Here is a 26,859-nt window from a genome sequence, read left to right on the forward strand (position 1 = left end):
ATAATGAAAAAAGGCTGTAGAATGATTCATTCTACAGCCTTTAATAGATTAATAATCTATCAACCTTCTAATAATAATGATTTTGGATCTTCAAGCATATCTTTAACAGCAACAAGGAAGCTAACTGCTTCTTTACCATCAACAATACGGTGATCGTAAGATAGTGCAAGGTACATCATTGGACGGTTTTCCATACGCTCTGCATCAATTGCAACTGGACGTACTTGGATTTTATGCATCCCTAGAATACCTACTTGTGGACTATTTAGGATTGGTGTCGACATTAGAGAACCGAACACACCACCATTTGTAATTGTAAATGTACCACCTTGTAGCTCTTTTAATGAAAGTTTATTATCGCGTGCTTTCAGACCTAAATTACGAATCTCGCTTTCAATTTCAGCGAAGTTCAATTGGTTAGCATCGCGTACAACTGGAACAACTAATCCATCTGGAGCTGCTACTGCAATACCGATATCATAGAATTTTTTAATGATAAGCTCATCGCCTTGAATTTCAGCATTTAATAATGGGAACTGTTTTAATGCTGCAACAACTGCTTTTGTGAAGAATGACATAAAGCCAAGACGTACATCATGTTTTTTCTCGAAAGCATCTTTGCGTTCTTTACGTAATTCCATGATTGCACTCATATCAACTTCGTTAAATGTAGTTAACATTGCAGATGTTTGTTGAACTTCTACAAGACGTTTTGCAATTGTTTGACGGCGGCGGGACATTTTCATACGCTCAACTGGTTTTTCAAATTCAGTTTTTGCAACTGGAGCCGGACTTTGTTTTGGAGCAGCTGGTGCTTCTTTTGGCGCTGCAGCGTGAGCTTGTACATCATGTGGTCTCACACGTCCAAGTGGATCTGTGCTACGTACTTCGTTTAAATCGATTCCTAATTCACGAGCCATTTTGCGAGCAGCTGGTGATGCGATAGGACGATTTGTATTTGGTAAACCTTGCAACGCTTTATTTTGTTCAGCACTTGGAGCTGCTGCTTTCGGTGCTTCAGTAGTTTCTTGTTTTGGTTGCTCATTAGCCGGAGCAGGTGTGCTTACTTCAACCGCTGCGCCGTTTGCATCTAAAATTGCGATAGTAGCACCAACTTCAACTGTATCTCCAGGTTCGCCTAGTAACTTCGATACAATACCTGAATCCTCTGCAATGATTTCTACATTGACTTTGTCAGTCTCAAGCTCAACAACGCTGCCACCTTTCTCAACTTTGTCGCCTACGTTGATAAGCCATTGTGAAATAGTTCCTTCTGAAATAGATTCTGCAAGCTCAGGTACTTTAATTTCGATCATTTTAAATGTCCTCCCCTTATTTGCCTAACGGTGTGTTTTATCTTCTTTAATCTTCGGTAATCTCCATTTGTTAGCCTGGCTGTGGCAGACTATCTGCCACAGCCAAGCCTGAAAAACTCATTGTTACTTTCAGTTGCTGAAAACTTCAATTTCTTGTTTATCTTGACGGAAGTTGTACTTCACATCTAAAGCGTGTGCAACGATTAATTCTTGCTCAGCTTTGTGAGCGAATGGATCGCCACCAGATGGGCTAGAACGATCCGGACGTCCAATGTAACCTGTTTTCACTTTATCCCCAGCTAGTTCGAACAGAATTGGAGCCATGTAATGCCATGCGCCCATATTACGAGGTTCTTCTTGAACCCAAATGATTTCTTCTAAGTTTTTAAAGCGTTTAATAATAGATTGAACTTTTTCAGCAGGGAATGGATACAACTGCTCGATACGAACCATATGAACTTCATCTAGGCTGTACTCATGCTTACCACTTTCGATTTCTGCTGCTAAGTCAATTGCCATTTTACCTGTACTTAAAACAAGACGTTTTACTTTATTTGGTTTCGCACCAAGGTTTTCTTGTTCTAAAGCAGGTTGGAAACGTCCTTCGCTTAACTGACTAGCAGTTGAAAGCGTAAGTGGGTGACGTAATAAACTCTTTGGCGTCATAAGCACTAACGGTCGAACAGCTTCTGTTCCTAAGATAGATGCTTGACGACGTAAAATATGGAAGTATTGTGCCGCGCTCGTTAAGTTTGCAACTGTCCAGTTGTTCTCAGCAGCTAATTGTAAGAAACGCTCTGGACGTGCACTAGAGTGTTCTGGCCCTTGACCTTCATAACCGTGTGGTAATAGAAGAACTAAACCAGATTTTTGACCCCATTTTGCTCTTCCTGCTGAAACATATTGATCAAATAATGCTTGCGCAGTATTTGAGAAGTCACCGTATTGAGCTTCCCACATCACAAGAGTTTCTGGAGCAAATACGTTGTAACCATATTCGTAACCAACAACAGCAGCTTCTGATAACGGACTGTTATGAACAGAGAATGATGCGTTAATGTTCGGTAAACGGTGTAATGGTGAATACGTTTCGTTTGTATCAGTATCGTGTAATACGATATGACGGTGCGCGAATGTACCACGCTGTGAATCTTGACCAGTTAAACGAATTGGTGTACCTTCTTGTAAAATTGAAGCGAATGCTAACGATTCAGCAAGTGCCCATTCAATTTTACCGTTCTCTTCAAGAGCATCTTTACGGCGCTCAAGAATTTTCTTCACTTTTGGATATACGTTAAAGCCTTCAGGCCAAGATAATAGTCCTTCATTAATTGCACGAAGTGATTCAATTGAAACACCAGTGTCAATCGGTTGAATTCCTTTTGCAACAACCTCTGGAACTTTAACGTGAATTGTTGCAGCACTCGTATCAGCTGGTGGCACTTGTGCGTATTCAGCCTTTAATTCCTCTTGTATAAACTGAGTAATTGTTTCAACCTCATCTGCATTCAGAACGCCAGCAGATTGTAATTGATCTGCATAAATTGCTCTTACAGTTGGGTGATTTTTAATTTTTTTGTACACTTGTGGTTGCGTAACTGCTGGATCATCCATTTCGTTATGACCATATCGGCGGTAACCGATTAAATCGATTAAGAAGTCCTTTTTGAACAGCGTACGATATTGGATCGCAAGGTTTGCAGCAGCAAGACAAGCTTCCGGATCATCAGCATTCACGTGAACAATCGGAATATCGAAACCTTTTGCAAGGTCGCTTGAATATTTAGTAGAACGAGAATCATAGCTATCAGTCGTAAAGCCGACTGCATTATTTGCGATAACATGAATAGTTCCGCCAGTTTGGTATGCATTCAATCTACTTAAGTTGAGTGTCTCAGACACAACACCTTGACCAGGGAATGCAGCATCACCATGAACTAAAATTACGAATGATTTTGTAGTATCTTGTTCTGGAAGACCAGATTTTTTACGATTCTCTTGAGCTGCACGTGCGAAACCTTCAACAACAGGGTTAACGAACTCAAGATGACTCGGGTTATTTGCTAATGTAACACGAGTGCTAACTTCTTCATTACCAACGACTTGTTCTCTACCTAAATGGTATTTCACGTCGCCAGTCCAGCCAGCATTTGCCACTGCACCTTCTATTTTTGCATGTTTGAATTCTGCAAACATGTGATTATATGGCTTTTCTAATACGTGAGCGAGTACGCTTAGACGACCGCGGTGAGCCATACCAATCATGACATCTTCTACGCCGCCTTTAGCACCTTCAGAAACAATTTCATCTAGTACAGGTACAAGCATATCAACGCCCTCTATTGAGAAACGTTTTTGACCAACGAATGTTTTATGCAAGAATTGCTCGAAACCTTCAACAGCAGCTAAACGTTTTAAAAGAGCAGTTCGTTTTTTATTTGATAATGGTTGACGCAATGAATTTGATTCCACCATTTGATGCAACCACGCGCGTTCTTCACTATCTTGTATATGTGAGAATTCATAAGCTAAAGATTTTGTATAAACGTCTTTTAATCTATGAATTACATCAAGTGCAGTGTGAATACCCTCTGGTGCATCTTGCCATACTGTTTTTGCTGGAATCGCTTTCAAGTCAGCATCGCTCAGTTCGTTCATTGTTTTCTCGATAAGAGATTGTCCGTTTGCAGCATCTTCCATCGGATTAATGTGAGCCAATGTATGCCCGAAAGAACGGATCTGTTCAACAAGTTGAACGACTTTAAGAATCTTTTCAATGTTCCCTGTGTTTTGAGGAGAAAAATGTGTTGCTGTGTTGTCCCCTGTTACGACATCATCTTGAAACGAAGGAGCTCCAAAAATTTCAAAAAGCTCTTGTAATTCCGGATCAACAGAACCTGCTCCAGTTACGTAAAGATCATACTGTTCAATAACATAACCAAGGTTCGGACCATGGAACTTGGCCCAAGGGTTTGTCGTTGTATTCTTCCTCGTCATTTGTTTAAACCTCCCAATGCATATAATCCTTTTTCCATACAAAAAGGTGCATTTTGCTCTTTTCAATAATTGATGAACCAATAATCAATGTAAATGTTTTTCTTTACTCTTATGTTATTACAATAATTTACATAATACCAAACACTATTACTTATCTGTTTTGTAAAAAAACATTCACAATAACTTATCACCCAAGTTAATCTTTCATGTTATAAAGTAATTTCACGGGAAAACGGGGTGGATATATTTGGTATACCTACATTAATACCTATAATTGTTGCATTTAAATATAAGTATAACTATCAGAATGTTTCGATAAAGTTTAGTTCGAATTATGTATATTGGAATAATAAGCGCTTTCATTGATATTATACAACAATATAACGGAATATAGTATAAAAAATAAAAAATTATGAATTTACCATAAACTTTATCTCGATAGTGTTAAATATCGAAAGGAAAATGAAGGATTTCTACAAAAAAAGTGGCTATACATAAAAAATGCTTCATAAACCGTTAGTTTCTATAAATATGGCGAAAAACAACGTAAAAACAATAGCGCATTTCACCCGATAAAGAGCAGAATGAAACATTTTAAAAGGATAAAACAAATATGGAGATATTAAATTTTCATAAAAACGGAGAGGAGATATAGTAACGGCTATATACATTGTTCCATGTTTCATTTCAAAATAGACGTGCTGAATTTGAAAAAGTTTCTTCTATATAAATAGAATGAAAAATAGACGAAATGAATGTAAAGGAAACTTGACGTAAAGTTTACTTTACATATATACTCGGTATAAGGAAGGAGGGAGAAATTTCCTTGGAAAATAAAATGGTTGAATACCGAAAAAAATTTGGACTATCTCAAGAAAAATTGGCTGAGAAACTTGGAGTTTCCAGACAAACCATCATTTCAATTGAAAAGGGAAAATATGATCCATCACTTCCGTTAGCATTTGAAATAGCAAAAACATTTCAGACAACGATAGAACATGTATTTATTTATGAAGGAAAAGAAGAGGGGGAATAAAGATGAACTATTCACAAAAGTACTTCGTTATGATGGGAATTATTTTTCTATTTATGAGTGGATTTATGATATTAACAGGTATAATGACGCATTCTGCACCACCGGCTATAACTTATCCATTGCTTGGGATGATGATTATGAGTTTCTGCTTAAGTTACTTGCACCCACAATTTAAAGAAAAAGATGAGCGAATGAAGCTTATTCGTTATAAAGGGATGTTCGTGACCTTTTTTGCACTAACCGCATATTATCTTCTTTTCTCTATCGGCTTAAACTTAAAAATACTTACACTATCTGCTACTGAACTATTGAACATACTTATGGCACTCACGATGAGTACAGTTTTTATCTCATTTGTTGTTTTATCAAAAAGATATTAAGATGTAAAAGAGAAAGGAAGATTAACATATGCAAATGATGTATGCTTTTGGCATGGGGCTTGTATTATTTTTAGCGGTATTCTTATTTATTCGTAAAGACGTTCAAGGTGGGACGTTAACGAAACGAGGATTTTATAAAATGATCGGCTGCTTAGTTGTTATGTTTATAGCGATTATCGTAATGATCGTTTTAATTAATAAAACATTATAGAACTTAAAAACGGAACCTTACTTTATAGTAAGGTTTTTCTATTTGAAATTAATACTAAAAAATACCATGAAAACTATTTAGTGACTATATTTCCTATTATATAATCCAATAAAATGATAGATAAGGAGAATAGTATATGAACAAAAAAGCTATCTTCTTTTAATTAACATGTCTACTACTTATAGCTAGTATTACTTATATAATATGTAACAAATGAGAACAAGTGCCACCTATGTTAGTATGGGAGAACCAAGAATACTACGTTACGAATGAACCTGCGAAAGCAGAAAAAGCCGGGCAAAAACTTGGCGAAGTAACAAAGAAAATTGAAACAAGTAAAAAACCTATCGAAAATAGTGAATCCAATATATTACAAGAAAAAACAGAAGTGTTTGCAACGATTGAGGAAGAAAAGGATGATTACTCACCACTAATCATAAAGGAGCCTTTTGGTGACGAATATAGAATCGTAAGACCGATGTTAAAACAAGTATTATAATATAAATGAAGAAACAAATTTTTAATAGAGAGTAGTGAGCGGTATGAGATGGAAAGCAGGAACTTTTGAAAAAATAGAAACGAATGATTTATCTATTGAGCAGCTTAAATGTGCCTATAAGTTGTTTTAAAGTACATAACGAAAATTTTTTCCGAAGAAATACTTTATGAAAATATTAAAATATGCAAAATTACATATTGGTTATTCTAAATCTTATGCTAACCTTATAATGATAAATATAACATTTGTTGGTAATGAATGATTTTTGAAGGAAATAAGTTATTGAAAAAGGTACCATATAGGGAAATTGTTAGAATTTCAGATGTTACAAATGTCATCTGATTTTTAATGTCTGATAAAAGCGGTGCCATTAGAGGTCAAAATATTGTTGTTGACTATGGATATACAATTGTATAAATAAATCATCTTGGGAATTAAGGGCGTGGATAATGAGTTTACTAATTAAAGATTTAACAAAGAAATTTGACGAGCATGTTGCAGTGAATAATTTGAATATCGAGATACCAAAAGGTGAAATATTTGGATTCTTGGGCGGAAATGGAGCGGGTAAAACGACTACATTTCGAATGATACTTGGACTTTTATCAAAAACAAGCGGAACTATTTCATGGAATGGTAAACCTATAAATTATGATGTTACGGATAAGATTGGGTATTTACCAGAAGAACGTGGGCTTTATGCGAAAATGACTGTCAAAGAACAAGTTAACTTTTTTGCAAAACTAAAGAACATGAAAAGTAAAGATGCAGAAAAAGAACTTCACTATTGGCTGGAGCGTTTTAATATAACTGAGAATCTGAACAAAAAAGTAGGAGAACTTTCAAAAGGGAATCAGCAAAAAATTCAGCTGATAACAGCGATTATACATAAGCCTGAACTCTTAATTTTAGATGAACCATTTAGTGGTTTAGACCCAGTAAATGTTGAAATGTTAAAAGAAGCCGTTCTTGATATGCAAAAACAAGGGTCGTCCATTCTTTTTAGTTCACATCGTATGGAACATGTGGAAGAGTTATGTCAACACATTTGTATCATGCACAAAGGAGTACCTGTTGTTCAGGGAGACATTGCAAAAATTAAAAGTGATTTTGGTAAAAAGAATGTTGTAATCGTTGGCGATCATGACTTTGACCATTTGAAAGAAATAAAAGGTGTAGAAAGTATGAAGAAACGTAAGAATGCAGTTACTCTTAAAATTTCATATGAAGAAGTTTCGCATGTTTTATTTAAAGAAATAACGAAGTTAGGGTATGTTAAAAAGTTTGCAGTAGAAGAGCCTACATTAAATGATATCTTTATTGCGAAAGTAGGTGCGCAACATGAGTAGTTTCTGGACAATTTTTTTACAAAACTATAAATCTAAGGTGAAATCAAAATCATATTTTGCTATTACAATAATAATTTCTATGTTAATTATAGGATTGATGAATTTTGACAAGATTTATAACTATTTTGCAGGTAACGAGGACGATCAAGTTGTTGTTGTTACAGAAAAAGAAGAATTATATACAACTATTAATCAAGTGTTTAAAAATGTCGATAGTAAGATACATGTTAAGCGTAGTACGGATAAACCAAAAGCAGAATCAGGTGTTAAAAATGGTGATTATACATATGCAATCGTTGTAGAGGAATTGGATAATAAACAACTAAAGGCTACGTATATAACTGAGACAGATGTAAATCAGCAAGATGTTAGCAAGGTTCAAACTATTTTATCTCAAATACAATCTTCTAATTTCGCTCAGCAATTGAATCTATCGCAAGATGAATTAAAGGTGTTAACAACGCCAGTAGAAATACAAACCAAAACTGTTTCAGATAAGGTTAAAGATGGAGAACATACAGAGGGTGTAGGAATTTTAATTAATACCTTTATCATGCTAAATTATGTAATGATATTAATGTATGCTGCACAATTAGCTACAGATGTTGCAACAGAAAAATCTTCTCGTGTAATGGAGTTAGTTGTTTCAAGTATTTCGCCTACAAAACATTTATATGCGAAGCTCTTCTCAACATTATTGGCAGGTATTACACAAATAATAATTTGGGGCTTGGTCGCAACTGTAGGGTATAAAACAGCAATTAATGATTCGAAAAATGATATTTTAAATAGTATTGATTTAAATTCTATTGCTCCTACTCTAGTGTTTTATGGGATTCTATTCTTCACATTAGGATTCTTATTATATGGCTCATTATCTTGTCTACTCGGCTCTGTTATTAGTCGTATAGAGGAATCTTCTCAAGCTGTTATGCCGCTGACATTTATGTTAATTGCTGCTTTGTATATCGCACTTTATGGAATGTCAAATCCAAGCAGCACGGTTGTTACCATTACTAGCTATATACCTTTCTTTACTCCTATTGTTATGCTCGTACGAATTGGATTCCTCAATATCCCAGTATGGGAGATTGCGCTTGCATTAGCGATTCTATTAGCAACAATATGTATGATGATTGGTTTAACGAGTCGTGTTTACCGCGGTGGCGTATTATTATATGGTAAAGGTGCATTCAGTAATATAAAAAAGGCAATCAAGTTAGGGAAAAAATAAGATTGGCCTATTCATATTTAAAAAGACTACATAGTTAATCTATGTAGTTCTTTGTTGTTACAAAATATATATAAATAAATATAAAAATTATTGTATTAGGCTATTTTTCAAAGAAAACTTTAAAAAGCTCCCAAGAAGAGAGTGAAGAATTGAGTTCTGGCGAACAACGCAGAGTGATGATTGATATAATTTATGTCTTTCTCAAAAATTGAGGAAAAGAAGTAGGGGAAAATGGTAGAAATATAATATTAGCGATTGATGAACCGGAAGTTTCACAGAATCTTACGCAATGTTTCAATCGAAATAAATATAAGTTGAAAGAAGTGGATATATTTATTGCTTTTTGAAGACATGTTGAATATTACAAGTTTATAATCGCACTTTGCTATATCACGGTGAACGATATTACAAATAGCAGTAAATCAAATAAAATAAAGCTAGCTAAGATTGAACTTTTTTGTCTAAAATATTGACTCAAATCTAATAAGAGATTTAAAATCATAAGTTTATTTTCATATGAAAAATTAATCGTTAACCAAAAGAGAGATATTGATCAAATCTTGAATAGTATATAAAAAATTTATTATAAAAATAATATATTGATTTGCTACATAAAGAAAGCCCCGTGACTATCAAGGGGTTTCTCATATGATCCGGACTGGCCTCGAACCAGCGACCGCCACCCTGTCAAGATAGTGAAATGAATATCCGTTAATTATTATTTGTGTCTTTAAGTACTTATATCAGCAGTAAAAAATGATTATGAATTAGTAATTATAACCTTATGTTTCCCTTAGTTTTCGATAGTGCGTGGCCAAAATGTGACCATGTTGTAAGCAAGTAGAAAGCTGTTAATTAGAAAGCTGTTCTAATAGCAATTTAAGTTGCTTCCAATGTTTTTCATAATCTTGATCATCTAGTACATGTAATTTTTTATTAAGTAGTATAGTGGAACCTTCAAAATTTACATTTGCGGAGTCTACTGTACTTAGTATTAGTTGTGCATCTTGTGGAGTATTTTTCTTTATAAATTCTAAAATTCTAACTTTATTTTCATCATCAGGTTCTTGTTGTAGTGGAGAATCAATAATAATTGGAAATAATGTTGATGTTGATCTTGCTACTATTAATTTTAAAATACTGAAAAAATATGCAAGGAGCGCTCGTGGTACATCACTACCAGATTCTTTAATTGTAGTATCAAGATTCTTAAAATCTTCTGTGCTTAATGTTTTTACATCAAGTTCTAATAGAAATTCATTCATATAATCTAGATACTCTGTTTTTATTATTTTTCTTTTTTCTTTATTATCAATATTTTTTAGTTCATCATCTTTTGTTTTTATTTGATCTTCCAAGTCTAAGATGATAGAACGTACATGTGCGATGTCTGTAGCTAAACTACTTAACAACATTCTCTTACCTTCGTTTTGAATTACATCATTTAATGCCACTTGCTTTTTTTTAGTTTGTAGGAGTGTATGTATTTCCTTAAAATCTTCTTTTATATTGTTTAATTCTTTTTTTTGTATATCAATTTTTTTGTTGATCTTTTGTAAATCCTTTTTTAAGTCTGCAATAAGTTCAAAACAACGGCTTTCATCATTAGCAATGGAAAATCTTTCATTAAAGCTATTGCTGTATATTTCTCCACAAGTAGGACAGGTAACTTTATCTTCAAGTATGTTTTTTGTTGCAAATGTATAGTCTTTATTTAGTTCGTCCATTACGGAATTTGTTAAGTTTATTTGATCTTCGATCATATATCTATCATTATATAATCCTACCAGATTTTCTTTAGCGTATTCTAAATCTGTTTGTTTATTATTTAGCTGATTTAATAGGATTTCAATTTCCTTCTCAAATTCGTCAATATCAACACTTACATCGGTTGTACCGAATTTTTTTACAGTCCTAAGGTACAATCTATCTAATTCTTTTTGTTCTTCACTATGCTGTTGTTTATGGGATAATAATTCATCTTTTTCTTTTTTTAAGGAATAGTATTCACTAGGTCTTGCGCCAGTATGGAAGTCAATAATATTCTTCTTCCAGCCATATTTTAGTTGACCCAATTGTTCAAATGAACTCCAAGTTTTTTGCCAACCATTGTCTTGATCTATATAAAATGGTAATAGGCAAAAAGCAGGCGGTACCTGTAGCATTCTGTTGTTACTATCCTTTAATTCTATTTTGAAGTTAAATAAATTAGCAAAATAAGGAGCAAGCTCGTCAGTTACGCTATAAAATGATTGTATTAATTTATCTTCATTATCGAATAACCCGAATTGATCTTTATATCTAAGCATTTTATAGTCATTATTTTGAAATTTAAAAGTAACACAGCTAACTACATTTGCTTTTTTCCACTTAGCTTGCAATTTTGTATTGGCACCGAATGTATGAAAGATGCTTTTTATTAATGCCGATTTACCCGTGTCATTAATCCCGTTAATTATTGTTACTTTTTCGTGAAATGTTATTTCCTTGGACCTTTTTTCCTTCATTGAGAGTACTAGTAGACTCGTTAATTTTAAGTTTTCCATAATTTTTCACCCTTAAATTTCTTATCAATCTTTTATAGTTTTCTATTTTCATGATAACCAAAACTCCATTAATATAATTGCCATAATATATTCTTCGGAAAAAATACCATCATTTAATTTATATGAAGTATTAAATTCAGTCAGAACTGCATCCATCAATTCTTTTAGGCTTTCACATTTTTCTTCATGTTTAGAAATTAATTTTATTATTGCTGAACGTGTATTTTGTAAATGAGTATTGGAATGATTCATTCTTTCTGTTTCATATTTAAAAAATTGTTTTCTAAGTTGTTTTTTCGTTTTTAAATTTAACTTTAATTCATCTATGTCTGATTTTAATTCATTCCATAGATCACTACTTTGGGAACTAGTTACTATCTTATCAACCATATTGCTAAATTCTGATTTTCCAATTCCTTTATATTTTTTTATCTCTTCAAAATCCTCAACATCCCACTCGTAATTATTCCTTCTGTTTATTTCATCAAATAATACACTGTATATTATATTTCCGTTATATCTTAAGTTAGGATCAATTTTTTCTAAGAACTGTACTAAATGACCTTTAGCGTGCTCAGCATTTTCTTTTAAGCTCAACGGTGAAATATCTAGATAGAGCAGATCTTTTTCAATTTGTAAGTTTTCTAATTCAAGCTCTTTCTTTAACTTAGCTATGATTGTTTTTTTTTGGCTTTCAGTTAACCTAGATATACATAATTCTTTAATATTATTCGCGGGAGTTTCATCTTCTAATTCCACGTTGTAGTAGGTATTAGAAACAAAGTGTAAGCTATCTGCAACTTCCTTGAAAAGAAGTTTATTCTTATATAAACTTCCGATTTTTGAAAATGCTTTAGAAGAATCTTTTGTATTTTTCGGGCGAACCAAATCTGTAATATTCCAATGACTAGTTTCTTTTGTTTTTATTTGATAAAAAGTGATTTTTTGAGGGTTAGTTTCACTATCTGTCAGAATGATGTCCTCGTGGTAGTCAAATACTATTAAATAATCATCCTTACTCAAATGAATTTCAAATAATTTACAAAGTGCCCAGTTTTTTTGATAATCAAATCTATTTGCACTTTTAGAACCACTATTTTCACGTGGTCGATTAGATACTATTGCCTCACGAACATTCAATGTCTCACCTACCTCCATTATTCCTTAATAAGAATTGATATTAGTTTCAGTATCTTATATTTTAACTTTTCATCGATTTTTTTGTTATCAAAATACAGTGTTATATTAGAATCAAATAGTCGTTCTATGTGTAATTTATTTTCTAAAATTTGTTCAAATAGGGTTATATCATTAGTTTTTGTGTGTTTTTTAACTTTTTCCATCAATTCTTTTTCATCTTGTTTAAGCATAGATGAAGAAACATATTCCGTTATTTTTTCAATATCATAATTTAAGTTAATTATTTTATCACTAGATAAAATATAATCTATCGTTACATTAAAAACTTTTGCTAATTTAATTAAATCTTCTTGATTAGGAGATGTGTAAGCTCGTTCCCAATTAGAAATTACTTGAGAAGATACATCAAGTTTTTCTGCTAAGGATTTTTGTGTCCAGCCTTTGGCAATTCTTAATTCTTTAATTTTGTTTTCCGTATTATTATCCACTTTATCACCTCTAATAATCTCATCTTATCATTTATAGACGATTAAAAAAATAGTAATAGAATCCTTTTGGATAACGGAAATGGAAAATTCACCCTTGATTATAACGGATTTTGTTAGTATTATTATATTATAACGTAATCCGTTATAATTGGTGGGATATTTCATTAGTAATACATTAAATAGTTTGAAGAGAAAATAGATGACTTTTTAATAGTATTTCGAAATATGGAGTAACCATACAGCTGATACTGGAAAAGAGAGAAGCGAAGAGACGGCTAGCTTTTGATATGGAGGGGCAAGTTATGCTGGACTGATTAAGCCGATCAGGCCTCTTGAGGGCTTATCGGGCTTGATCTTAATCAGCCTAGCATAATCTTGCAGAGGCTCCATATCAAAACTGAGGCGTTACATCGATTAAGAATCCCGCAACCATATAACATGCGGGGTTCAAATTACAACGTTAGGGTAAGGGGGAATATATATTGATTATTAAAGGTATTGATACGGTTGAATTTGGGGTTGAAGTTTTTGATTATTTTCAATCTCTCAAAAGCACATTAGATATGCTAGCTTTATTAAAATCTAAGGCTCAAGAAGAATCAAAAGAGTATGAAGTTGAAATAAATGGGATTAATTTGAAAGTACATAGAAATGGGGTTCCTTTCTATTCCTATAAGGTATCGTGTAATGATTTCCTAATGTACTTTATGGATAAAGAAGTAAAAAATACGTCACCGATTAAGGTGCGATTTCTTGCATCTTATTTATGGTCACTTGGCTTTGAAAAGGCTGTTAAAGAATTTCTTAATTGGTTAAGTGGTTTTGGAATCTCTATAACAGATACAAAGTTATCAAGGATTGATGTATGTGTAGATAGTGATGAAACTCCTTTTACTAAATATGATTTGGAGAAAGTAGTAACTAGAGCAAGAGGGAAAGTAAATCATTTTGTAAATGATGAATATTACAATGGAAGTGAATTTAGTGGTTTTACAATAGGGCGTGGTGATCCATTGTTGGCACGTATATATAATAAAACGCTTGAAGTGAAAAAATCTCAAAAACTGTGGTTTTATGATCTGTGGAAAGAGAATTTATGGGATGAAATAAAATCTGTATGGAGGGTTGAATTCCAAATTAGAAGAAAATGTCTAAAAGAATTTGGAGTTAGCTCTATAGAAGATTTTATTCTAAAGGAAAATAACATTTGGTCTTACTTAACAATGGAATGGTTAACCCTTAAGATTCCATTATCAGATAAAAATAAAACTAGGTGGCCGCTAGATCCTAGGTGGACGGTCGTTCAAAAAGCAGATTTAACACAAATTTTTTCTCCCATTATAAGTATAAGAAAAAAAGTGAAAATAGGGAATACAGAACAGCTTTTAGATCAAATTGCTGGTTTACTTATTTCAGTGGGAGCCTTAAATAATCATGATAGTTTAGATGTTACTACTAAAATTGCAAAGAGATGGACTGAATCAAAGTTAAATAAGAAAAACACTACTTTTGATCAAGAAAAAATACAAAGGAATAGGCGTTTTTTATCAACTCATTCGTGCTAAAACAGGAGGATTTTATGAATACATTAGAACAATACCCATCAGTATTAGATGTTGTACATATTCAAGAAATATTAGGAATTGGAAGAAGACAAGCTTATGAATTAGCTAACTCTGGAGATTTTCATACAGTTCGAATAGGAAGAAGAATTAAAGTATTAAAGACTGTCTTTATATCTTGGCTAGAAGGTAGCGATGTAAAGGAGGGAAATTAATTGGCTGGTTCTGTAAAAAAAGACGGTAACAGTTGGTATTATGTACTAGAATTAGGAAAAGTCAACGGAAAGAGAAGGCAAAAAAAGAAGAGAGGATTTAAAACAAAAAGGGAAGCACAAAATGCTTTGACTGAAGTAGAACACGCTCTTTTGAAAGATGGTACATTTAGTGAACCTTCTAAAATGTTGTACAAAGAATATTTAAATAGTTGGCTTGAGGATAAAAGGATACTTATAAAAGAATCTACTTTTAAAACTTATAGTTGGTTAATAAATAAATATATTATTCCTAATCTAGGAAACATAGAACTTTCTAAAATAAGACCTATTGATATCCAAAAACTGTATAATGAGATAATAAATAATAATTTATTATCAAGGGAGAATGTACAAAAAATACATTCTTTAATAAATGATTCTTTAAAAAAAGCCGAAAGGTGGGGATTAATAAAACGTAATGTTGCTTCTTTGGTTGATAGGCCTAAAGCATATAAAAGTGAGTTGAAAGTCTGGGATATAGGAGAGGTTAAAAGTTTTCTAAAGGTAGCAGAAAGTAGTAGGTATTATATCGCATTCCTTTTGGCACTTACTACAGGAATGCGACAGGGTGAGATATTAGCCCTAAGATGGAAAGATATTGATTTTAATAATAATACACTTTCTATTAAGCAGACTTTAAATCATGCAGGAAACAAAATAATAGCAGGAGCAAAAACAAAGTCTGGACAAAGAAGCATTGCATTACCTAATGAAACAATAAATTTTTTAGTGAAGCATAAAGAAACCATTGATAATGAAAAGAGAGTGGCAGGGATTTTATATACACACCATGATCTTGTGGTATGCACAAATATTGGGACACCATGTTTACCTAGAAATTTATTAAGGTCTTTTTATAGCTTAATAGAGAAAATAGATATAACAAAGATTAGATTCCATGATTTAAGGCATACACATGCAACTTTGTTATTGAAAGAAGGGATTCATCCTAAAGTAGTTGCAGAACGACTAGGACATTCAAATATACGTGTCACATTAGATACTTATAGTCATGTATTACCGAGTATGCAACTTGAGACTGCAAATAAAATAAATGATCTTTTATTCTAAGTTATTTTACAGGAGGATGTTTGGAATGGATAAAAATATTTTAAATGATTTATTAAAACAAAATATACCAATTAATTTTATTGACGGTAAGGATATAAGGGTTGTTATTCAAGATGATGATATTCGAAATGAAGGATGGAAATCAGATGTTAAGGCTATAAAGCTTTTGATTGATGAGTTGCCTGTAGGGTTTATTCAAAAAGATACAGCAGACTTTTTAATTAATGAAAAAATTGCTTTTCTTTTACTTAATTCAATTGCTGATTTTTTGAAGGATAATGACTCTATTGGATTTATCCGTAATAAAGATAATATGGAAGTAATACGTTATTTCATAGAATTAGTAAGGGATGAGAAGTGGGGATCTAATCCAGTATTTCAAGAGTTTATTAAATCGTATAAATGAATTAAATTAATAAAATGTTATATATATTGAAGAAAAAGCTGTGTAATAAATATATCAATATGCACAGCTTTTGTTCTTAATAGTATTAGAGAAATAAACCATCGTGTCGCCACCCTAATTTATCTGTCAAATGAACAAAATCATGACGTGTGGGGTTTATATAATGTCCCTCATTATTGCAGTCTATAATTTCGTTGGTTAAATAATTTGTTTTAATACCTGTATACGATATTCCTTCGTGCAAAAACTTTTTAAAAGTATAATTATTTTCATGTAAATATTTTAAATCGCAGTTGTTTAACCAGATGTGATTCTCTAATTGATATTTATGATAAATACTTTTATCGATTTCTTGAATGACTTTCGCCAATCCCATGGCATTCCAATCAACTCCATCAGTTGGATCACTGGACCAAGAATCTTTTAGAATTCGGCCACTTACGTAACAACATACTAGTACACCATTAGTATCATTTATAAGTTTATCAAAAAAATCTGATTCAATATAAAAATTTATAATTCCATTATCAAACTCTTTAAGAACTAATCTGGATTTTACCTGTATATAATATTGAAAAGGTTCTTCATGTTTTTGATTAAGAAGTTTAAGTTTATTTGTTACTAAAATATCATAACCAAAATCAGGTACTAATTTTTGAGCTTCATATCCTCTGGTTAAGAAATCTCCCATAACAATATATTCAAAGCCTGTTCCCCAGTAAACAGATTCAATTTTTGACATTGTCCACCTCTTAAAATTTATAGTTTTCTAATATTTTTTAGTATATATTAAAAAACATCATCTATAAGAATAATTTGTAAATTAAGCATTATTTTTAAAAATTATCCTTTACGAAATGATTTAGGACAACGTCCTAAATTGTTTTGTAGAGGGTAGCAAGCGAAGCGCGGTAGTATAAATGACCAATTTTATGGTAGGGTGACCAATTTGTGACCAGAGAGTCTGTGACGGCTTTAAAATTAATAAATATAAAATAGAAACCCCTTGACTATCAAGGGGTTTTTCGTATGATCCCGACTGGGTTCGAACCAGCGACCTCCACCCTGTCAAGGTGGCGCTCTCCCTGCTGAGCTACGGGATCTTCAAAAATACTTATATAATAGCATCTTTAATAAATCTGCTAAAGCAATTATATATAATTAACTGAAATCTTACAATATTTTATATTAGATGTGTAATGGAAAAAAGGTTTATTTTAGAGTTTATATTATAATGTATGTTTTTATTTTTAATAAGTAGAAGATGATGACTTGTTATGATTTCCGGTACCAATCCAAAGGACCTTCATCGCTTAAGTCAACAAGAAAAGGGAATAAGAAGTGTAAAGGTAAGCTTATAAGTTCTGGCATGGAGTTCAATGTTTTCTTTGATAGATATTGCCTTCCGAAGCAATACGGACAATCTTTTTCAAATGTCACGAGTATCGACCATACATCTTTTACTTTCCACTTCGTTTTACAATATGTACAACGCGCCATGGAGTTCCTCCTCATTTTAAGGTGTTTTCTAATATATTCCATTTAATTGTACTAAAGTCAAGTGTATTTAGTGTGATAGAATATAAGTTGGTTTGTTTTTTTATATGGATGTATTCCGTAATTTATGACTAAATGAATGTAGTGTGAGGGTTATATAATAAGAGATTTTCATTTTTAATATGCAAATTGGCCAATATATCCTTTTTACAATTTTCAAGAAATCATGTATAAAAGAAGTACAAGATATTTATAAATATTCAGAAGTAGAGGGAGAATTATTGTAATGGTAAGAAAAACGTTCAAGATGCGCGTATCTAGAAATAGAACGATTTCGATTAATGGCTCAATTCTTGATGTGGATGTTACACATGATGAGTTTTTACAAGAGTTTGTTGAGTGGGTCGATTCTAAAGGTTGGTCGTTTATGGGGATGACAGATGAGATTACACCTGAGGAAGCTAGTCAAAATTTAATAGACTCATTGATTGATGAGAAGGATAAGAAAGAGTAATTCCTTCTTATTTTTTGTTGTATATTTATGTTCCTAATCGTAAAAGTGTGATATAGTAAAAAAAGTGAATATTCTTCCAAATTAATACAAATTACATATAGGTTGGTAGAGGTATTTTATAGAATGTGAAAGTAAAGGGAAAAGGGAGAGTCATATGGTAAATTTTAAGAAAATTTCGGTTTTTGTTATGGTTATTTGTTTATTTTTTTTGACACCTATGACGTTATATGCTGAGACGAATATTGGAGTAAATCCGGAGCAAGTGGCACCTCCACCTGCGGAAGGGCCGAATGTTTTTAGTCAGTTTGCGACTACTATTGATGCGAAAACAGGAGATATGTTGTACGACAAAAATGCACATCATCGTGCGTTCCCTGCTAGTATGACGAAAGTGTTAACGGCGATTTTACTGATGGAGCATACGAAGCCAGAGGATCAATTTACGTTTTCACAATTAGCATTAGATCAAGAGAAGAGTAATTATCAAATTGAGTTTCACCCTGGTGAGACTATTAATAGAAATACTGCACTTATGATTTTAATGGTGCTGAGTGCGAATGATGTGTCGTATGCGATTGCGGAGCGTATTGGAGGAAGTGTTGAAAACTTCGCCAATATGATGAATGAAAGGGCGAAGCAATTAGGGGCTAAAGATAGTCATTTTGTAACGCCAAATGGATTGCATGATCCAAATCATTATACGACGCCATATGATATGGCCATGATTACGAGAGGTGTGCAAAAGTATCCTGAAATTTTACAAGCGATGAATACGAAAAGAACGACGGTTACGACATCTACGCAAACAGTTTCTATTTTTAATAAGTCTACTTATTTTGAAAATCCATATAGTATGGGTGGTAAGACAGGATTTACGAATGAAGCACGCAATACGCTCGTTTTATTAAATGAGAAGGATGGTAATCGTATTATAAATGTAGTAATGGCTTCTCAAAGACCTGAAATTTATGAAGATTTGAAGCAGATGGCGGAATATTCTTTTGGGCAATTTACGAAGCAAACTGTACTAGATAAACATAGTTGGCACCAAAAGGCAAAGTATTTAAATAAAGATATTGATTCTGAGCTGGAAAAAAGTGCAGAGCTTATGCTAAAGAAAGATGAAGGGAAAAATATAAAAACGGCTTTTCGGGTTAATTCAGTGGATAAAGAATCTTTGTATCAAAAAGGAATTCATCGCGGTGAAGTAGTTGGTGCGGTAGATATTATAAAGAATAATCAAACGATTGCGACTATAAATGTTCTTTCAAAAGAAGATGTTACTTTTGCGATGCCTAAAAAAGATACAGTTGCACCTGAAGTAAAGGAATCGAATGTGAAAGTGATAAGTGTTGGAATAGGTGCGATTTTATTATTTGGAGCGATTTTATATGTAGTGCTGCGCCGAAATAACCAAGGGATGAAATCAGAAGAAAAATAAATTGCTAGTAGACCGTGATGAGATTTTGTCACGGTCTTTTTTGTATGCATTTCAAAAATGATTTAACTAATAATTGTAAATTTTCTTATTGCATTTCCAAATCGTTCGTTATATTATTTACTTGTGTTCTTGTTAGAGAACTAAATGAATATTGTATACTTCAAATAACATAAAACAACGGAGAGGGAGAGAGACGATGAAATTAATTTGGAAGGTGATTAGCAACGTTATCTCATTTGTTTTATTTGCGGTAATGGTTTGTTTAGCTTTTGTAGTTATTTCTTCAAAAGCGAGTGGCGGGGATCCAACAGTGATGGGATATCAATTTAAGAGCGTTCTTTCAGGATCGATGGAACCAACATTTTTAACAGGATCAATCATTGCGATAGAGCCAACGAAAGATGGTTCTAAATATAAAAAAGGTGATGTTATTACGTTTAAAGAGAAAGATGACAAAATTATCACTCACCGTATTATCGGTGTGAAAGATACAAATGGAAAAGTAATGTATGAAACAAAAGGGGATAACAACAACGGACCAGATTTAGCACCAGTACTTGCAGAGAATGTAATTGGAAAGTATGCAGATATTACAGTTCCATACGTTGGTTATGGACTGAATTATGCGAGTTCAAAAGCGGGAGCAGCATTACTTCTCATTATTCCTGGAGTCTTTTTACTTGGCTATTCCGCAATTTCTATTTTTGGCGCTATTCGTAGCATTGACGGAGAAAAGAAAGATAAAAAAGTAGAACAATCCGTCTAGTTCGTTTGGTTATACTTTCCGTTTAGGAAGTTAACAAATATATATTAAGGGGATATGGACATGACTTTAAAGAAAAAATTAGGAATGGGTATCGCATCAGCAGTATTAGGAGCAGCATTAGTTGGTGGAGGAACATTTGCATTCTTTAGCGATAAAGAAGTGTCAAATAATACATTTGCGGCTGGTACGCTTGATTTATCATTAAATCCATCAACAGTTGTTAATGTATCGAATTTAAAACCTGGTGATACAATTGAAAAAGAATTTAAACTAGAAAATAAAGGCTCTTTAGATATTAAAAAGGTTCTATTAAAAACAGACTATAGTGTAGAAGATACGAAGAAAGATAATAAAGATGATTTTGGTAAACATATTAAAGTAACATTCTTAAAAAATGTAGATAAGCATGAGACGATTGTGAAAGAAACTACATTAGATAAATTGAAGGGTGATACACTTACAGCAGTAAATAATGATTTAGCTGCTTGGTTCTGGGATGAAAAAGGTATTTCTGCAGGTAAATCTGATAAATTCAAAGTGAAATTTGAATTCGTTGATAATAAAAAAGATCAAAATGAATTCCAAGGCGATAAGTTACAATTAACTTGGACGTTTGATGCACAGCAAGGCGATGGTGAAACGAAATAATAATGACAACAAAAAGAGACTATCAAAAGTGGTAGTCTCTTTTTGTGTTAAAAGAGAAATGTAAAAAGAAACATAATTTTTATATCATTTTGTAATTCGCTTTATTATAATAAGGTTATAGTTCTTGATAAAGAACAAGATGTTCGATAGGAGAGATTAAAATGCTGAAGACACCTCGCAAATTCAAAAAGATGCTTATATTGCCATGTTTGTGCTCTATTACTTTTTATTTAGGCTCTCAAATGATGACTTATACAGAGGCAACTTTCATTCATGAGACGAAAGTGCAGGCTACTATTTCGACAGCAAGTATTTTTCCAAAAACAGTTGATCAGTTGACAGAACAAGCTAAGCAACATAAGGAAGTTATTTTGCATGAGTCTGAAGAGATGAAATTGAAAGTAACTTTCACTTCCACTCAAGAGTTAGAACAGGTGCTTGTTACGTGGAAGCAAGGGCGTGAGAAAATAGCTGCTGAGAGAGAGTTGTTACAAAAAGTATATGAATCAATAGAAAATCCCTATAACAAAGTGAAAGAAGAGTTAACTGGAGATAAAAGTGAATCTAATAAGCAAGTATTCTCGTATGTGAATGCTGGTTTTCATACAGTTAAAGAATACTGCGAGTATGTGGATAAAGAGGTTAATTTACAGGAGATTGATAAACAAATTCAAGCTTTTGAAAAATTATTAGTAGATGAAACAGCAAAGCAAGTGAGTGAGGCTGAGAAGCAAAAGAAATTAGAAGAGAGTAAGAAGCAAGAAGAAGCGAAAAAACTAGAAGAGAGCAAGAAACAAGAAGAGGCGAAAAAGCTAGAAGAGAGTAAGAAGCAAGAAGAAGCGAAAAAGTTAGAAGAGAGTAAGAAGCAAGAAGAAGCGAAAAAGCTAGAAGAGAGTAAGAAGCAAGAAGAAGCGAAAAAGCTAGAAGAGAGCAAGAAACAAGAAGAGGCGAAAAAGCTAGAAGAGAGTAAGAAGCAGGAAGAGGCGAAAAAACTAGAAGAGAGTAAGAAGCAAGAAGAAAAGAAGGAATAGTAAGTAAAATACAGCAGCATTTCGGAAGGAATAAATACAATGATAAGACAAATAGGTGAGAGAGCCCTACGACTTACCTATTTGCTTTGTTTTTCTTATTTCACTATTCGTGGATATAAGGTCTTCACCTGAAAATTTAACGAATGCGAGGAAGTTAGTTGGCAGCACCGCTTGGTGAAGGTTAATGATCAGTGGGGATGGACAGAAAAACACTGATTAAGGTTTCACTTTATTTCTCAATACTTTTCTGAAAAAAAGGAAAAAATGTTGAGAAATAAAAATAATCAAAATATATATTGTATTTATATAGTCTTGTTCGTTATAATGAACTTAAGGTTTTAAAAAAAGAACAAATATTAGCTAAGCTAATATAGTTTTAGTTACACCTCTTATTTTGAAATAAGAGATAAAAATACAAAAAACAGCTAGGGGGAATTGATTGTGAGTCTGAAAAAGAAATTAGGTATGGGAGTTGCATCAGCAGCATTGGGGTTATCTTTAATTGGTGGAGGAACATTCGCTTACTTTAGCGATAAAGAAGTATCAAACAATACATTTGCAGCTGGGACGTTAGATCTTACATTAAACCCTAAAACGCTTGTAGATATTAAAGATTTAAAACCAGGGGATTCTGTTAAGAAAGAGTTCTTATTAAAGAACGACGGTACTTTAGCAATTAAAGATGTTAAATTAGCGACAAAGTATACTGTGAAAGATGCAAAAGGTGATAATGCTGGTGAAGACTTCGGTAAGCATATTAAAGTGAAATTCCTTTGGAACTGGGATAAACAAAGCGAGCCTGTATATGAAACAACTTTAGCTGATTTACAAAATGCTGATCCAGATCTTTTAGCTAAAGACATCTTTGCTCCTGAGTGGGGAGAAAAAGGTGGCTTAGAAGCTGGTACAGAGGACTATCTATGGGTACAATTTGTATTCGAAGAGAATGGTCAAGATCAAAACAAATTCCAAGGCGATTCATTGAACTTAGAATGGACATTCAATGCTAACCAAACAGATGGAGAAGAAAAATAATAAATAAAAAAAGCGGGGGATTCCCCGCTTTTTTTTATAAAGAAAAAAAGAAGTGCCCGTTTTAAGCACTCTTTTATATGTATTATTGTTGATTTTTCTTCCATTGTGTAAATTCGAGAAATTCACGAAACTGTTCTTTTGAGACACCAGAGCTCATCGCATCTTTAACGAGCTGTGTCCATTCGGAGTCTAGGTGACCCTCCGTTGTTGTTTCATCGTGAAGTAAAGTATCAACTGGAATTTGTAGAACAGCTGCAATTTTTTCAAGAAACTGAATAGAAGGGTTTTTTTGTAAATTCCGTTCTATAGAACTAATGTAAGATTTAGCTACACCAGCTTTTTCGGCGAGTTCTGTTAATGAAATGCCTTTTTGTAAACGAAGGCGTTTTATACGTTCTCCTATCATATTTGCGCACCTTTCTATCAATATGTAGTCGTCTTATGATGTGATTATTATAACATAAACTTCGTTAAAAAGAACGAGGCTATTGAGCCTGGCTCGTATGCTTCATACGTTGAAAAAAGTGTTCAATATCTTGCAGGGCAATGCCAGCATCTAGAGCTTCAAGTATTAAATCAATCCATTCTTGATCTAGTGAGTCAGCCTTATCTTTGTACAAATGTAATTCCTCCCTAATTAGTGGTCATAATTGCTGCTACAGAATATATGATAATACAATCGGATTTTGTATTTTATATAGTGAATTATCATATATTTTGTAGATGAAACAAAGATAAAATCCCCATTAAATTCCCTCTATGGCGATTATAAAGTTTCTGACAAATATTTTCAATATTTTCTGAAAACATTGTTGAATTGTGATATATTCGTATACTAACTATGAAATTTTTACAAATATATTAAAAAAATTACATAATATAACTAAATATTGAAAATATATTGAATTTTTAATAATATAAAGTATGTAATACATATTTTATATTAGGGGAGGCAATAAGGGATGAAAAAGAAACCATTTAAAGTGTTATCATCAATTGCTTTGACAGCTGTTCTAGGCTTGTCGTTTGGTGCTGGAAGCCAGTCTGTATATGCTGAAACGCCGGAGAACAAGACAGCTACAAGCCCAGTTGATGATCACTTAATCCCAGAAGAGAGATTAGCAAATGCGCTAAAAAAACGTGGGGTAATTGATTCATCTGCTTCAGGGACAGAAACAAAGAAAGCTGTCGAAAAGTATGTAGAGAAAAAGAAGGGTGAAAATCCTGGGAAAGAAGCGGCAAGTGGGGACCAACTTACGAAAGATGCATCTGACTTTTTAAAGAAAGTGAAAGATGCAAAGGCAGATACGAAAGAAAAATCAGAGCAGTCAGCAAACGGGACTACAGCAGGAACAGGTCCAGTTAGAGGAGGCTTAAATGGGAAAGTACCAACTTCACCTGCTAAGCAAAAAGAGTATAACGGTGAAGTTCGTAAAGATAAAGTACTTGTTTTACTTGTAGAGTACGCTGATTTCAAGCATAACAATATTGATAAAGAGCCTGGCTACATGTATTCTAACGATTTTAACAAAGAACATTATGAAAAAATGTTATTCGGTAATGAGCCATTCGCGTTAGAGGATGGAAGCAAAATCGAAACGTTTAAACAATATTACGAAGAGCAATCAGGTGGTAGTTACACAGTGGACGGAACAGTCACAAAATGGTTAACAGTTCCAGGTAAAGCTGCTGATTACGGTGCAGATGCTGGTACAGGTCATGATAATAAAGGACCAAAAGGACCACGTGATCTAGTAAAAGATGCATTAAAAGCGGCTGTAGATAGCGGACTTGATTTATCACAGTTTGATCAATTTGACCAATATGATGTAAATGAAGATGGAAATAAAAATCAACCTGATGGTTTAATCGATCATTTAATGATTATCCATGCGGGCGTTGGACAAGAAGCAGGCGGTGGTAAATTAGGTGATGATGCGATTTGGTCACATCGTTGGACAGTTGGATCAAAGCCATTCCCGATTGAAGGAACAAAGTCGAAAGTTCCGTATTGGGAAGGAAAGATGGCTGCGTATGATTACACAATTGAACCAGAAGATGGTGCAGTTGGTGTATTCGCACATGAATATGGCCATGATTTAGGTCTTCCAGATGAGTATGATACACAGTATAGCGGTGATGGTGAACCGGTTGAAGCTTGGTCTATTATGAGTGGCGGAAGCTGGGCTGGTAAAATCGCAGGAACAACGCCAACGAGTTTATCACCACAAAATAAAGAGTTTTTCCAAAAAACAATCGGTGGTAACTGGGCGAATATCGTAGAAGTAGATTACGAGAAATTAAATAAAGGTATCGGTCTTGCAACATACTTAGACCAAAGTGTTACGAAGTCAGATCGTCCAGGTCTGATTCGTGTTAACTTACCAGATAAAGATGTAAAAGGAATTCAGCCTGCATTTGGTAAACAGTATTACTACAGCACAAAAGGTGATGACCTTCATACAACGATGGAAACGCCACTATTCGATTTAACGAAAGCAACGACTGCAAAATTCGATTATAAGTCATTGTATGAAATCGAAGCAGAGTACGATTTCCTTGAAGTACACGCTGTAACAGAAGACGGTCAAAAAACGTTAATTGAAAGAATTGGTGAGAAAGCAAATAGTGGAAATGCAGCTACTACAAATGGAAAATGGGTTGATAAATCATATGATTTAAGTCAATTCAAAGGTAAGAAAGTGAAACTAGTATTTGAATATATTACAGACGGTGGATTGGCGTTAAATGGATTTGCACTTGATAATGCGTCACTAACTGTAGATGGAAATGTTGCATTCTCTGATGATGCAGAAGGTACACCACAATTCAAATTGGACGGTTTCGTTACATCTAACGGAATGGATAAGAAAAAACATAACTACTATGTAGAGTGGAGAAACTATGCGGGTTCAGATAACGCATTGAAATTTGCTCGCGGTCCAGTATATAACACTGGTATGGTTGTATGGTATGCGGATTCAGCTTACACAGATAACTGGGTTGGCATACATCCAGGACATGGTTTCCTTGGTGTAGTTGACTCTCATCCAGAAGCAATTGCAGGAACTTTAAATGGCAAACCAACATTTACAAGCAGTACGCGATTCCAAATTGCTGATTCGGCGTTCTCATTCGACAAAACGCCAGCTTGGAAAGTTGTATCTCCAACGCGTGGAACATTCGTATACGATGGATTACCAGGGGTACCGAAGTTCGATGACTCTAAAAAGTATATTAATGAGCAGATTCCAGATGCAGGACGTATTTTACCGAAGCTTGGCCTGAAGTTTGAAGTAGTAGGACAAGCTGATGATAATTCTGCAGGTGCTGTTCGTTTATACCGTTAATACAGTAAAACTACCGGGAGATTTTCTTTCGGTAGTTTTTTGTGAGCAATGAATTTTATATAAAGGGAAAAGTTATATATAATGTAAC

The 26,859-nt window shown here is 33.3% G+C and carries 25 protein-coding genes, 1 tRNA gene and 1 pseudogene; 17 read left to right on the forward strand and 10 right to left on the reverse strand.

The genetic code is table 11. The features are described 5' to 3' along the window. Window positions 1-59 precede the first annotated feature (59 nt). Complete coding sequence (odhB, locus tag QCI77_RS06410; RefSeq protein ID WP_353824671.1) at window positions 60-1,316, reverse strand: 2-oxoglutarate dehydrogenase complex dihydrolipoyllysine-residue succinyltransferase; 1,257 nt, start codon at window positions 1,314-1,316, stop codon at window positions 60-62. A gap of 129 nt (window positions 1,317-1,445) precedes the next feature. Beyond that, window positions 1,446-4,313 (reverse strand): 2-oxoglutarate dehydrogenase E1 component, encoded by a 2,868-nt coding sequence (odhA, locus tag QCI77_RS06415; RefSeq protein WP_002186381.1) that lies wholly within the window; start codon window positions 4,311-4,313, stop codon window positions 1,446-1,448. Window positions 4,314-5,139: 826 nt separating this feature from the next. Here odhA and QCI77_RS06420 point away from each other — a divergent pair. The 6 genes and pseudogenes from QCI77_RS06420 to QCI77_RS06445 all read left to right on the forward strand — a co-directional run bounded on the left by QCI77_RS06420 (window position 5,140) and on the right by QCI77_RS06445 (window position 9,022). After that, complete coding sequence (locus tag QCI77_RS06420) at window positions 5,140-5,349, forward strand: helix-turn-helix transcriptional regulator (protein ID WP_000428506.1); 210 nt, start codon at window positions 5,140-5,142, stop codon at window positions 5,347-5,349. Between the two features lie 2 nt (window positions 5,350-5,351). Further along, a complete protein-coding gene (locus QCI77_RS06425; protein ID WP_016101524.1) occupies window positions 5,352-5,729 on the forward strand; it encodes a hypothetical protein in 378 nt (125 codons plus the stop codon). Window positions 5,730-5,757: 28 nt separating this feature from the next. Continuing rightward, on the forward strand, window positions 5,758-5,940 hold the full coding sequence (locus QCI77_RS06430) for a DUF3976 domain-containing protein (RefSeq protein WP_002011459.1): 183 nt from the start codon (window positions 5,758-5,760) through the stop codon (window positions 5,938-5,940). Window positions 5,941-6,121: 181 nt separating this feature from the next. Next, window positions 6,122-6,439, forward strand: a pseudogene (locus QCI77_RS06435) (hypothetical protein). 449 nt (window positions 6,440-6,888) lie between these two features. Next, entirely contained in the window at window positions 6,889-7,788 is a 900-nt protein-coding gene (locus tag QCI77_RS06440; RefSeq protein ID WP_289403408.1) for an ABC transporter ATP-binding protein, read from the forward strand. Beyond that, window positions 7,781-9,022, forward strand: coding sequence for an ABC transporter permease (locus QCI77_RS06445; protein ID WP_353824672.1), 1,242 nt, complete (start codon window positions 7,781-7,783; stop codon window positions 9,020-9,022). The genes QCI77_RS06440 and QCI77_RS06445 overlap by 8 nt, the downstream gene beginning before the upstream one ends. Before the next feature lie 851 nt (window positions 9,023-9,873). On the opposite strand, the gene QCI77_RS06450 is transcribed toward QCI77_RS06445, so the two are convergent. Genes QCI77_RS06450 through QCI77_RS06460 form a run of 3 tightly spaced genes read right to left on the reverse strand, consistent with a single transcriptional unit; the run spans window position 9,874 to window position 13,196 of the window. Next, window positions 9,874-11,568, reverse strand: a complete 1,695-nt coding sequence (locus tag QCI77_RS06450) for a hypothetical protein (RefSeq protein WP_353824673.1) — start codon at window positions 11,566-11,568, stop codon at window positions 9,874-9,876. Between the two features lie 48 nt (window positions 11,569-11,616). Further along, on the reverse strand, window positions 11,617-12,726 hold the full coding sequence (locus tag QCI77_RS06455; RefSeq protein WP_098633440.1) for a DUF4297 domain-containing protein: 1,110 nt from the start codon (window positions 12,724-12,726) through the stop codon (window positions 11,617-11,619). Next, the gene (locus QCI77_RS06460) at window positions 12,726-13,196 is read right to left on the reverse strand and encodes a helix-turn-helix transcriptional regulator (protein ID WP_353824674.1); all 471 of its coding nucleotides are present in this window, start codon (window positions 13,194-13,196) and stop codon (window positions 12,726-12,728) included. Before QCI77_RS06460 ends, QCI77_RS06455 begins: the two co-directional genes overlap by 1 nt. A gap of 482 nt (window positions 13,197-13,678) precedes the next feature. Between QCI77_RS06460 and QCI77_RS06465 the strand changes: the two genes are divergently transcribed. Genes QCI77_RS06465 through QCI77_RS06480 form a run of 4 tightly spaced genes read left to right on the forward strand, consistent with a single transcriptional unit; the run spans window position 13,679 to window position 16,489 of the window. Then, on the forward strand, window positions 13,679-14,761 hold the full coding sequence (locus tag QCI77_RS06465) for a replication initiation factor (RefSeq protein ID WP_353824675.1): 1,083 nt from the start codon (window positions 13,679-13,681) through the stop codon (window positions 14,759-14,761). Between the two features lie 14 nt (window positions 14,762-14,775). After that, the gene (locus tag QCI77_RS06470) at window positions 14,776-14,973 is read left to right on the forward strand and encodes a helix-turn-helix domain-containing protein (RefSeq protein WP_001093894.1); all 198 of its coding nucleotides are present in this window, start codon (window positions 14,776-14,778) and stop codon (window positions 14,971-14,973) included. Next, window positions 14,974-16,083, forward strand: a complete 1,110-nt coding sequence (locus tag QCI77_RS06475; protein WP_353824676.1) for a site-specific integrase — start codon at window positions 14,974-14,976, stop codon at window positions 16,081-16,083. It begins immediately after the preceding gene. 25 nt (window positions 16,084-16,108) lie between these two features. Next, a complete protein-coding gene (locus QCI77_RS06480; RefSeq protein WP_353824677.1) occupies window positions 16,109-16,489 on the forward strand; it encodes a hypothetical protein in 381 nt (126 codons plus the stop codon). Between the two features lie 85 nt (window positions 16,490-16,574). On the opposite strand, the gene QCI77_RS06485 is transcribed toward QCI77_RS06480, so the two are convergent. From QCI77_RS06485 to QCI77_RS06495, 3 genes are all read right to left on the reverse strand, one after another. After that, window positions 16,575-17,231, reverse strand: a complete 657-nt coding sequence (locus QCI77_RS06485; RefSeq protein WP_353824678.1) for a hypothetical protein — start codon at window positions 17,229-17,231, stop codon at window positions 16,575-16,577. 288 nt (window positions 17,232-17,519) lie between these two features. Next, window positions 17,520-17,592 (reverse strand) — tRNA-Val (locus QCI77_RS06490). Between the two features lie 172 nt (window positions 17,593-17,764). Further along, a complete protein-coding gene (locus QCI77_RS06495; protein ID WP_353824679.1) occupies window positions 17,765-17,989 on the reverse strand; it encodes a hypothetical protein in 225 nt (74 codons plus the stop codon). A gap of 283 nt (window positions 17,990-18,272) precedes the next feature. On the opposite strand from QCI77_RS06495, the gene QCI77_RS06500 reads away from it, so the two are divergent. The 6 genes from QCI77_RS06500 (at window position 18,273) to calY (ending at window position 23,421) form a co-directional block, all read left to right on the forward strand. Then, window positions 18,273-18,500, forward strand: coding sequence for a hypothetical protein (locus tag QCI77_RS06500; protein ID WP_000251865.1), 228 nt, complete (start codon window positions 18,273-18,275; stop codon window positions 18,498-18,500). Between the two features lie 154 nt (window positions 18,501-18,654). Further along, window positions 18,655-19,941: a D-alanyl-D-alanine carboxypeptidase family protein gene (locus QCI77_RS06505; RefSeq protein ID WP_353824680.1), complete on the forward strand. Its 1,287-nt coding sequence runs from the start codon at window positions 18,655-18,657 to the stop codon at window positions 19,939-19,941. Window positions 19,942-20,137: 196 nt separating this feature from the next. Next, complete coding sequence (gene sipW / locus QCI77_RS06510) at window positions 20,138-20,707, forward strand: signal peptidase I SipW (protein WP_002064334.1); 570 nt, start codon at window positions 20,138-20,140, stop codon at window positions 20,705-20,707. A gap of 60 nt (window positions 20,708-20,767) precedes the next feature. Next, on the forward strand, window positions 20,768-21,355 hold the full coding sequence (locus QCI77_RS06515; protein WP_002030432.1) for a CalY family protein: 588 nt from the start codon (window positions 20,768-20,770) through the stop codon (window positions 21,353-21,355). 161 nt (window positions 21,356-21,516) lie between these two features. Further along, window positions 21,517-22,386, forward strand: a complete 870-nt coding sequence (locus QCI77_RS06520) for a DUF4047 domain-containing protein (protein ID WP_341086346.1) — start codon at window positions 21,517-21,519, stop codon at window positions 22,384-22,386. A gap of 441 nt (window positions 22,387-22,827) precedes the next feature. Beyond that, window positions 22,828-23,421, forward strand: coding sequence for a biofilm matrix protein CalY (calY, locus tag QCI77_RS06525; protein ID WP_002030430.1), 594 nt, complete (start codon window positions 22,828-22,830; stop codon window positions 23,419-23,421). Window positions 23,422-23,503: 82 nt separating this feature from the next. Here calY and QCI77_RS06530 read toward each other — a convergent pair whose 3' ends face one another. Both QCI77_RS06530 and QCI77_RS06535 read right to left on the reverse strand, forming a co-directional pair. Continuing rightward, the gene (locus tag QCI77_RS06530) at window positions 23,504-23,827 is read right to left on the reverse strand and encodes a helix-turn-helix domain-containing protein (RefSeq protein WP_002030429.1); all 324 of its coding nucleotides are present in this window, start codon (window positions 23,825-23,827) and stop codon (window positions 23,504-23,506) included. 79 nt (window positions 23,828-23,906) lie between these two features. Continuing rightward, window positions 23,907-24,041, reverse strand: a complete 135-nt coding sequence (locus QCI77_RS06535; RefSeq protein WP_002011474.1) for an anti-repressor SinI family protein — start codon at window positions 24,039-24,041, stop codon at window positions 23,907-23,909. A 342-nt stretch (window positions 24,042-24,383) separates the two neighbouring features. On the opposite strand from QCI77_RS06535, the gene inhA1 reads away from it, so the two are divergent. After that, complete coding sequence (gene inhA1, locus QCI77_RS06540; RefSeq protein ID WP_353824681.1) at window positions 24,384-26,771, forward strand: M6 family metalloprotease immune inhibitor InhA1; 2,388 nt, start codon at window positions 24,384-24,386, stop codon at window positions 26,769-26,771. Window positions 26,772-26,859 lie beyond the last annotated feature (88 nt).

Origin of the sequence: Bacillus cereus group sp. MG9 (assembly GCF_040459995.1) — a bacterium.
In the GTDB taxonomy this organism is placed as follows: domain Bacteria; phylum Bacillota; class Bacilli; order Bacillales; family Bacillaceae_G; genus Bacillus_A; species Bacillus_A mycoides.

Bases quoted from the DNA above. Each gene is read 5' to 3' on its own strand.
- QCI77_RS06480 (WP_353824677.1), top strand. From the start codon at position 16,109: ATGGATAAAAATATTTTAAATGATTTATTAAAACAAAATATACCAATT.
- QCI77_RS06485 (WP_353824678.1), bottom strand. From the start codon at position 17,231: ATGTCAAAAATTGAATCTGTTTACTGGGGAACAGGCTTTGAATATATT.
- QCI77_RS06440 (WP_289403408.1), top strand. From the start codon at position 6,889: ATGAGTTTACTAATTAAAGATTTAACAAAGAAATTTGACGAGCATGTT.
- QCI77_RS06500 (WP_000251865.1), top strand. From the start codon at position 18,273: ATGGTAAGAAAAACGTTCAAGATGCGCGTATCTAGAAATAGAACGATT.
- QCI77_RS06445 (WP_353824672.1), top strand. From the start codon at position 7,781: ATGAGTAGTTTCTGGACAATTTTTTTACAAAACTATAAATCTAAGGTG.
- QCI77_RS06470 (WP_001093894.1), top strand. From the start codon at position 14,776: ATGAATACATTAGAACAATACCCATCAGTATTAGATGTTGTACATATT.
- QCI77_RS06450 (WP_353824673.1), bottom strand. From the start codon at position 11,568: ATGGAAAACTTAAAATTAACGAGTCTACTAGTACTCTCAATGAAGGAA.
- odhA (WP_002186381.1), bottom strand. From the start codon at position 4,313: ATGACGAGGAAGAATACAACGACAAACCCTTGGGCCAAGTTCCATGGT.
- QCI77_RS06495 (WP_353824679.1), bottom strand. From the start codon at position 17,989: ATGGCGCGTTGTACATATTGTAAAACGAAGTGGAAAGTAAAAGATGTA.
- QCI77_RS06455 (WP_098633440.1), bottom strand. From the start codon at position 12,726: ATGGAGGTAGGTGAGACATTGAATGTTCGTGAGGCAATAGTATCTAAT.
- odhB (WP_353824671.1), bottom strand. From the start codon at position 1,316: ATGATCGAAATTAAAGTACCTGAGCTTGCAGAATCTATTTCAGAAGGA.
- inhA1 (WP_353824681.1), top strand. From the start codon at position 24,384: ATGAAAAAGAAACCATTTAAAGTGTTATCATCAATTGCTTTGACAGCT.
- QCI77_RS06515 (WP_002030432.1), top strand. From the start codon at position 20,768: ATGACTTTAAAGAAAAAATTAGGAATGGGTATCGCATCAGCAGTATTA.
- QCI77_RS06425 (WP_016101524.1), top strand. From the start codon at position 5,352: ATGAACTATTCACAAAAGTACTTCGTTATGATGGGAATTATTTTTCTA.
- QCI77_RS06520 (WP_341086346.1), top strand. From the start codon at position 21,517: ATGCTGAAGACACCTCGCAAATTCAAAAAGATGCTTATATTGCCATGT.
- QCI77_RS06430 (WP_002011459.1), top strand. From the start codon at position 5,758: ATGCAAATGATGTATGCTTTTGGCATGGGGCTTGTATTATTTTTAGCG.
- QCI77_RS06505 (WP_353824680.1), top strand. From the start codon at position 18,655: ATGGTAAATTTTAAGAAAATTTCGGTTTTTGTTATGGTTATTTGTTTA.
- QCI77_RS06530 (WP_002030429.1), bottom strand. From the start codon at position 23,827: ATGATAGGAGAACGTATAAAACGCCTTCGTTTACAAAAAGGCATTTCA.
- sipW (WP_002064334.1), top strand. From the start codon at position 20,138: ATGAAATTAATTTGGAAGGTGATTAGCAACGTTATCTCATTTGTTTTA.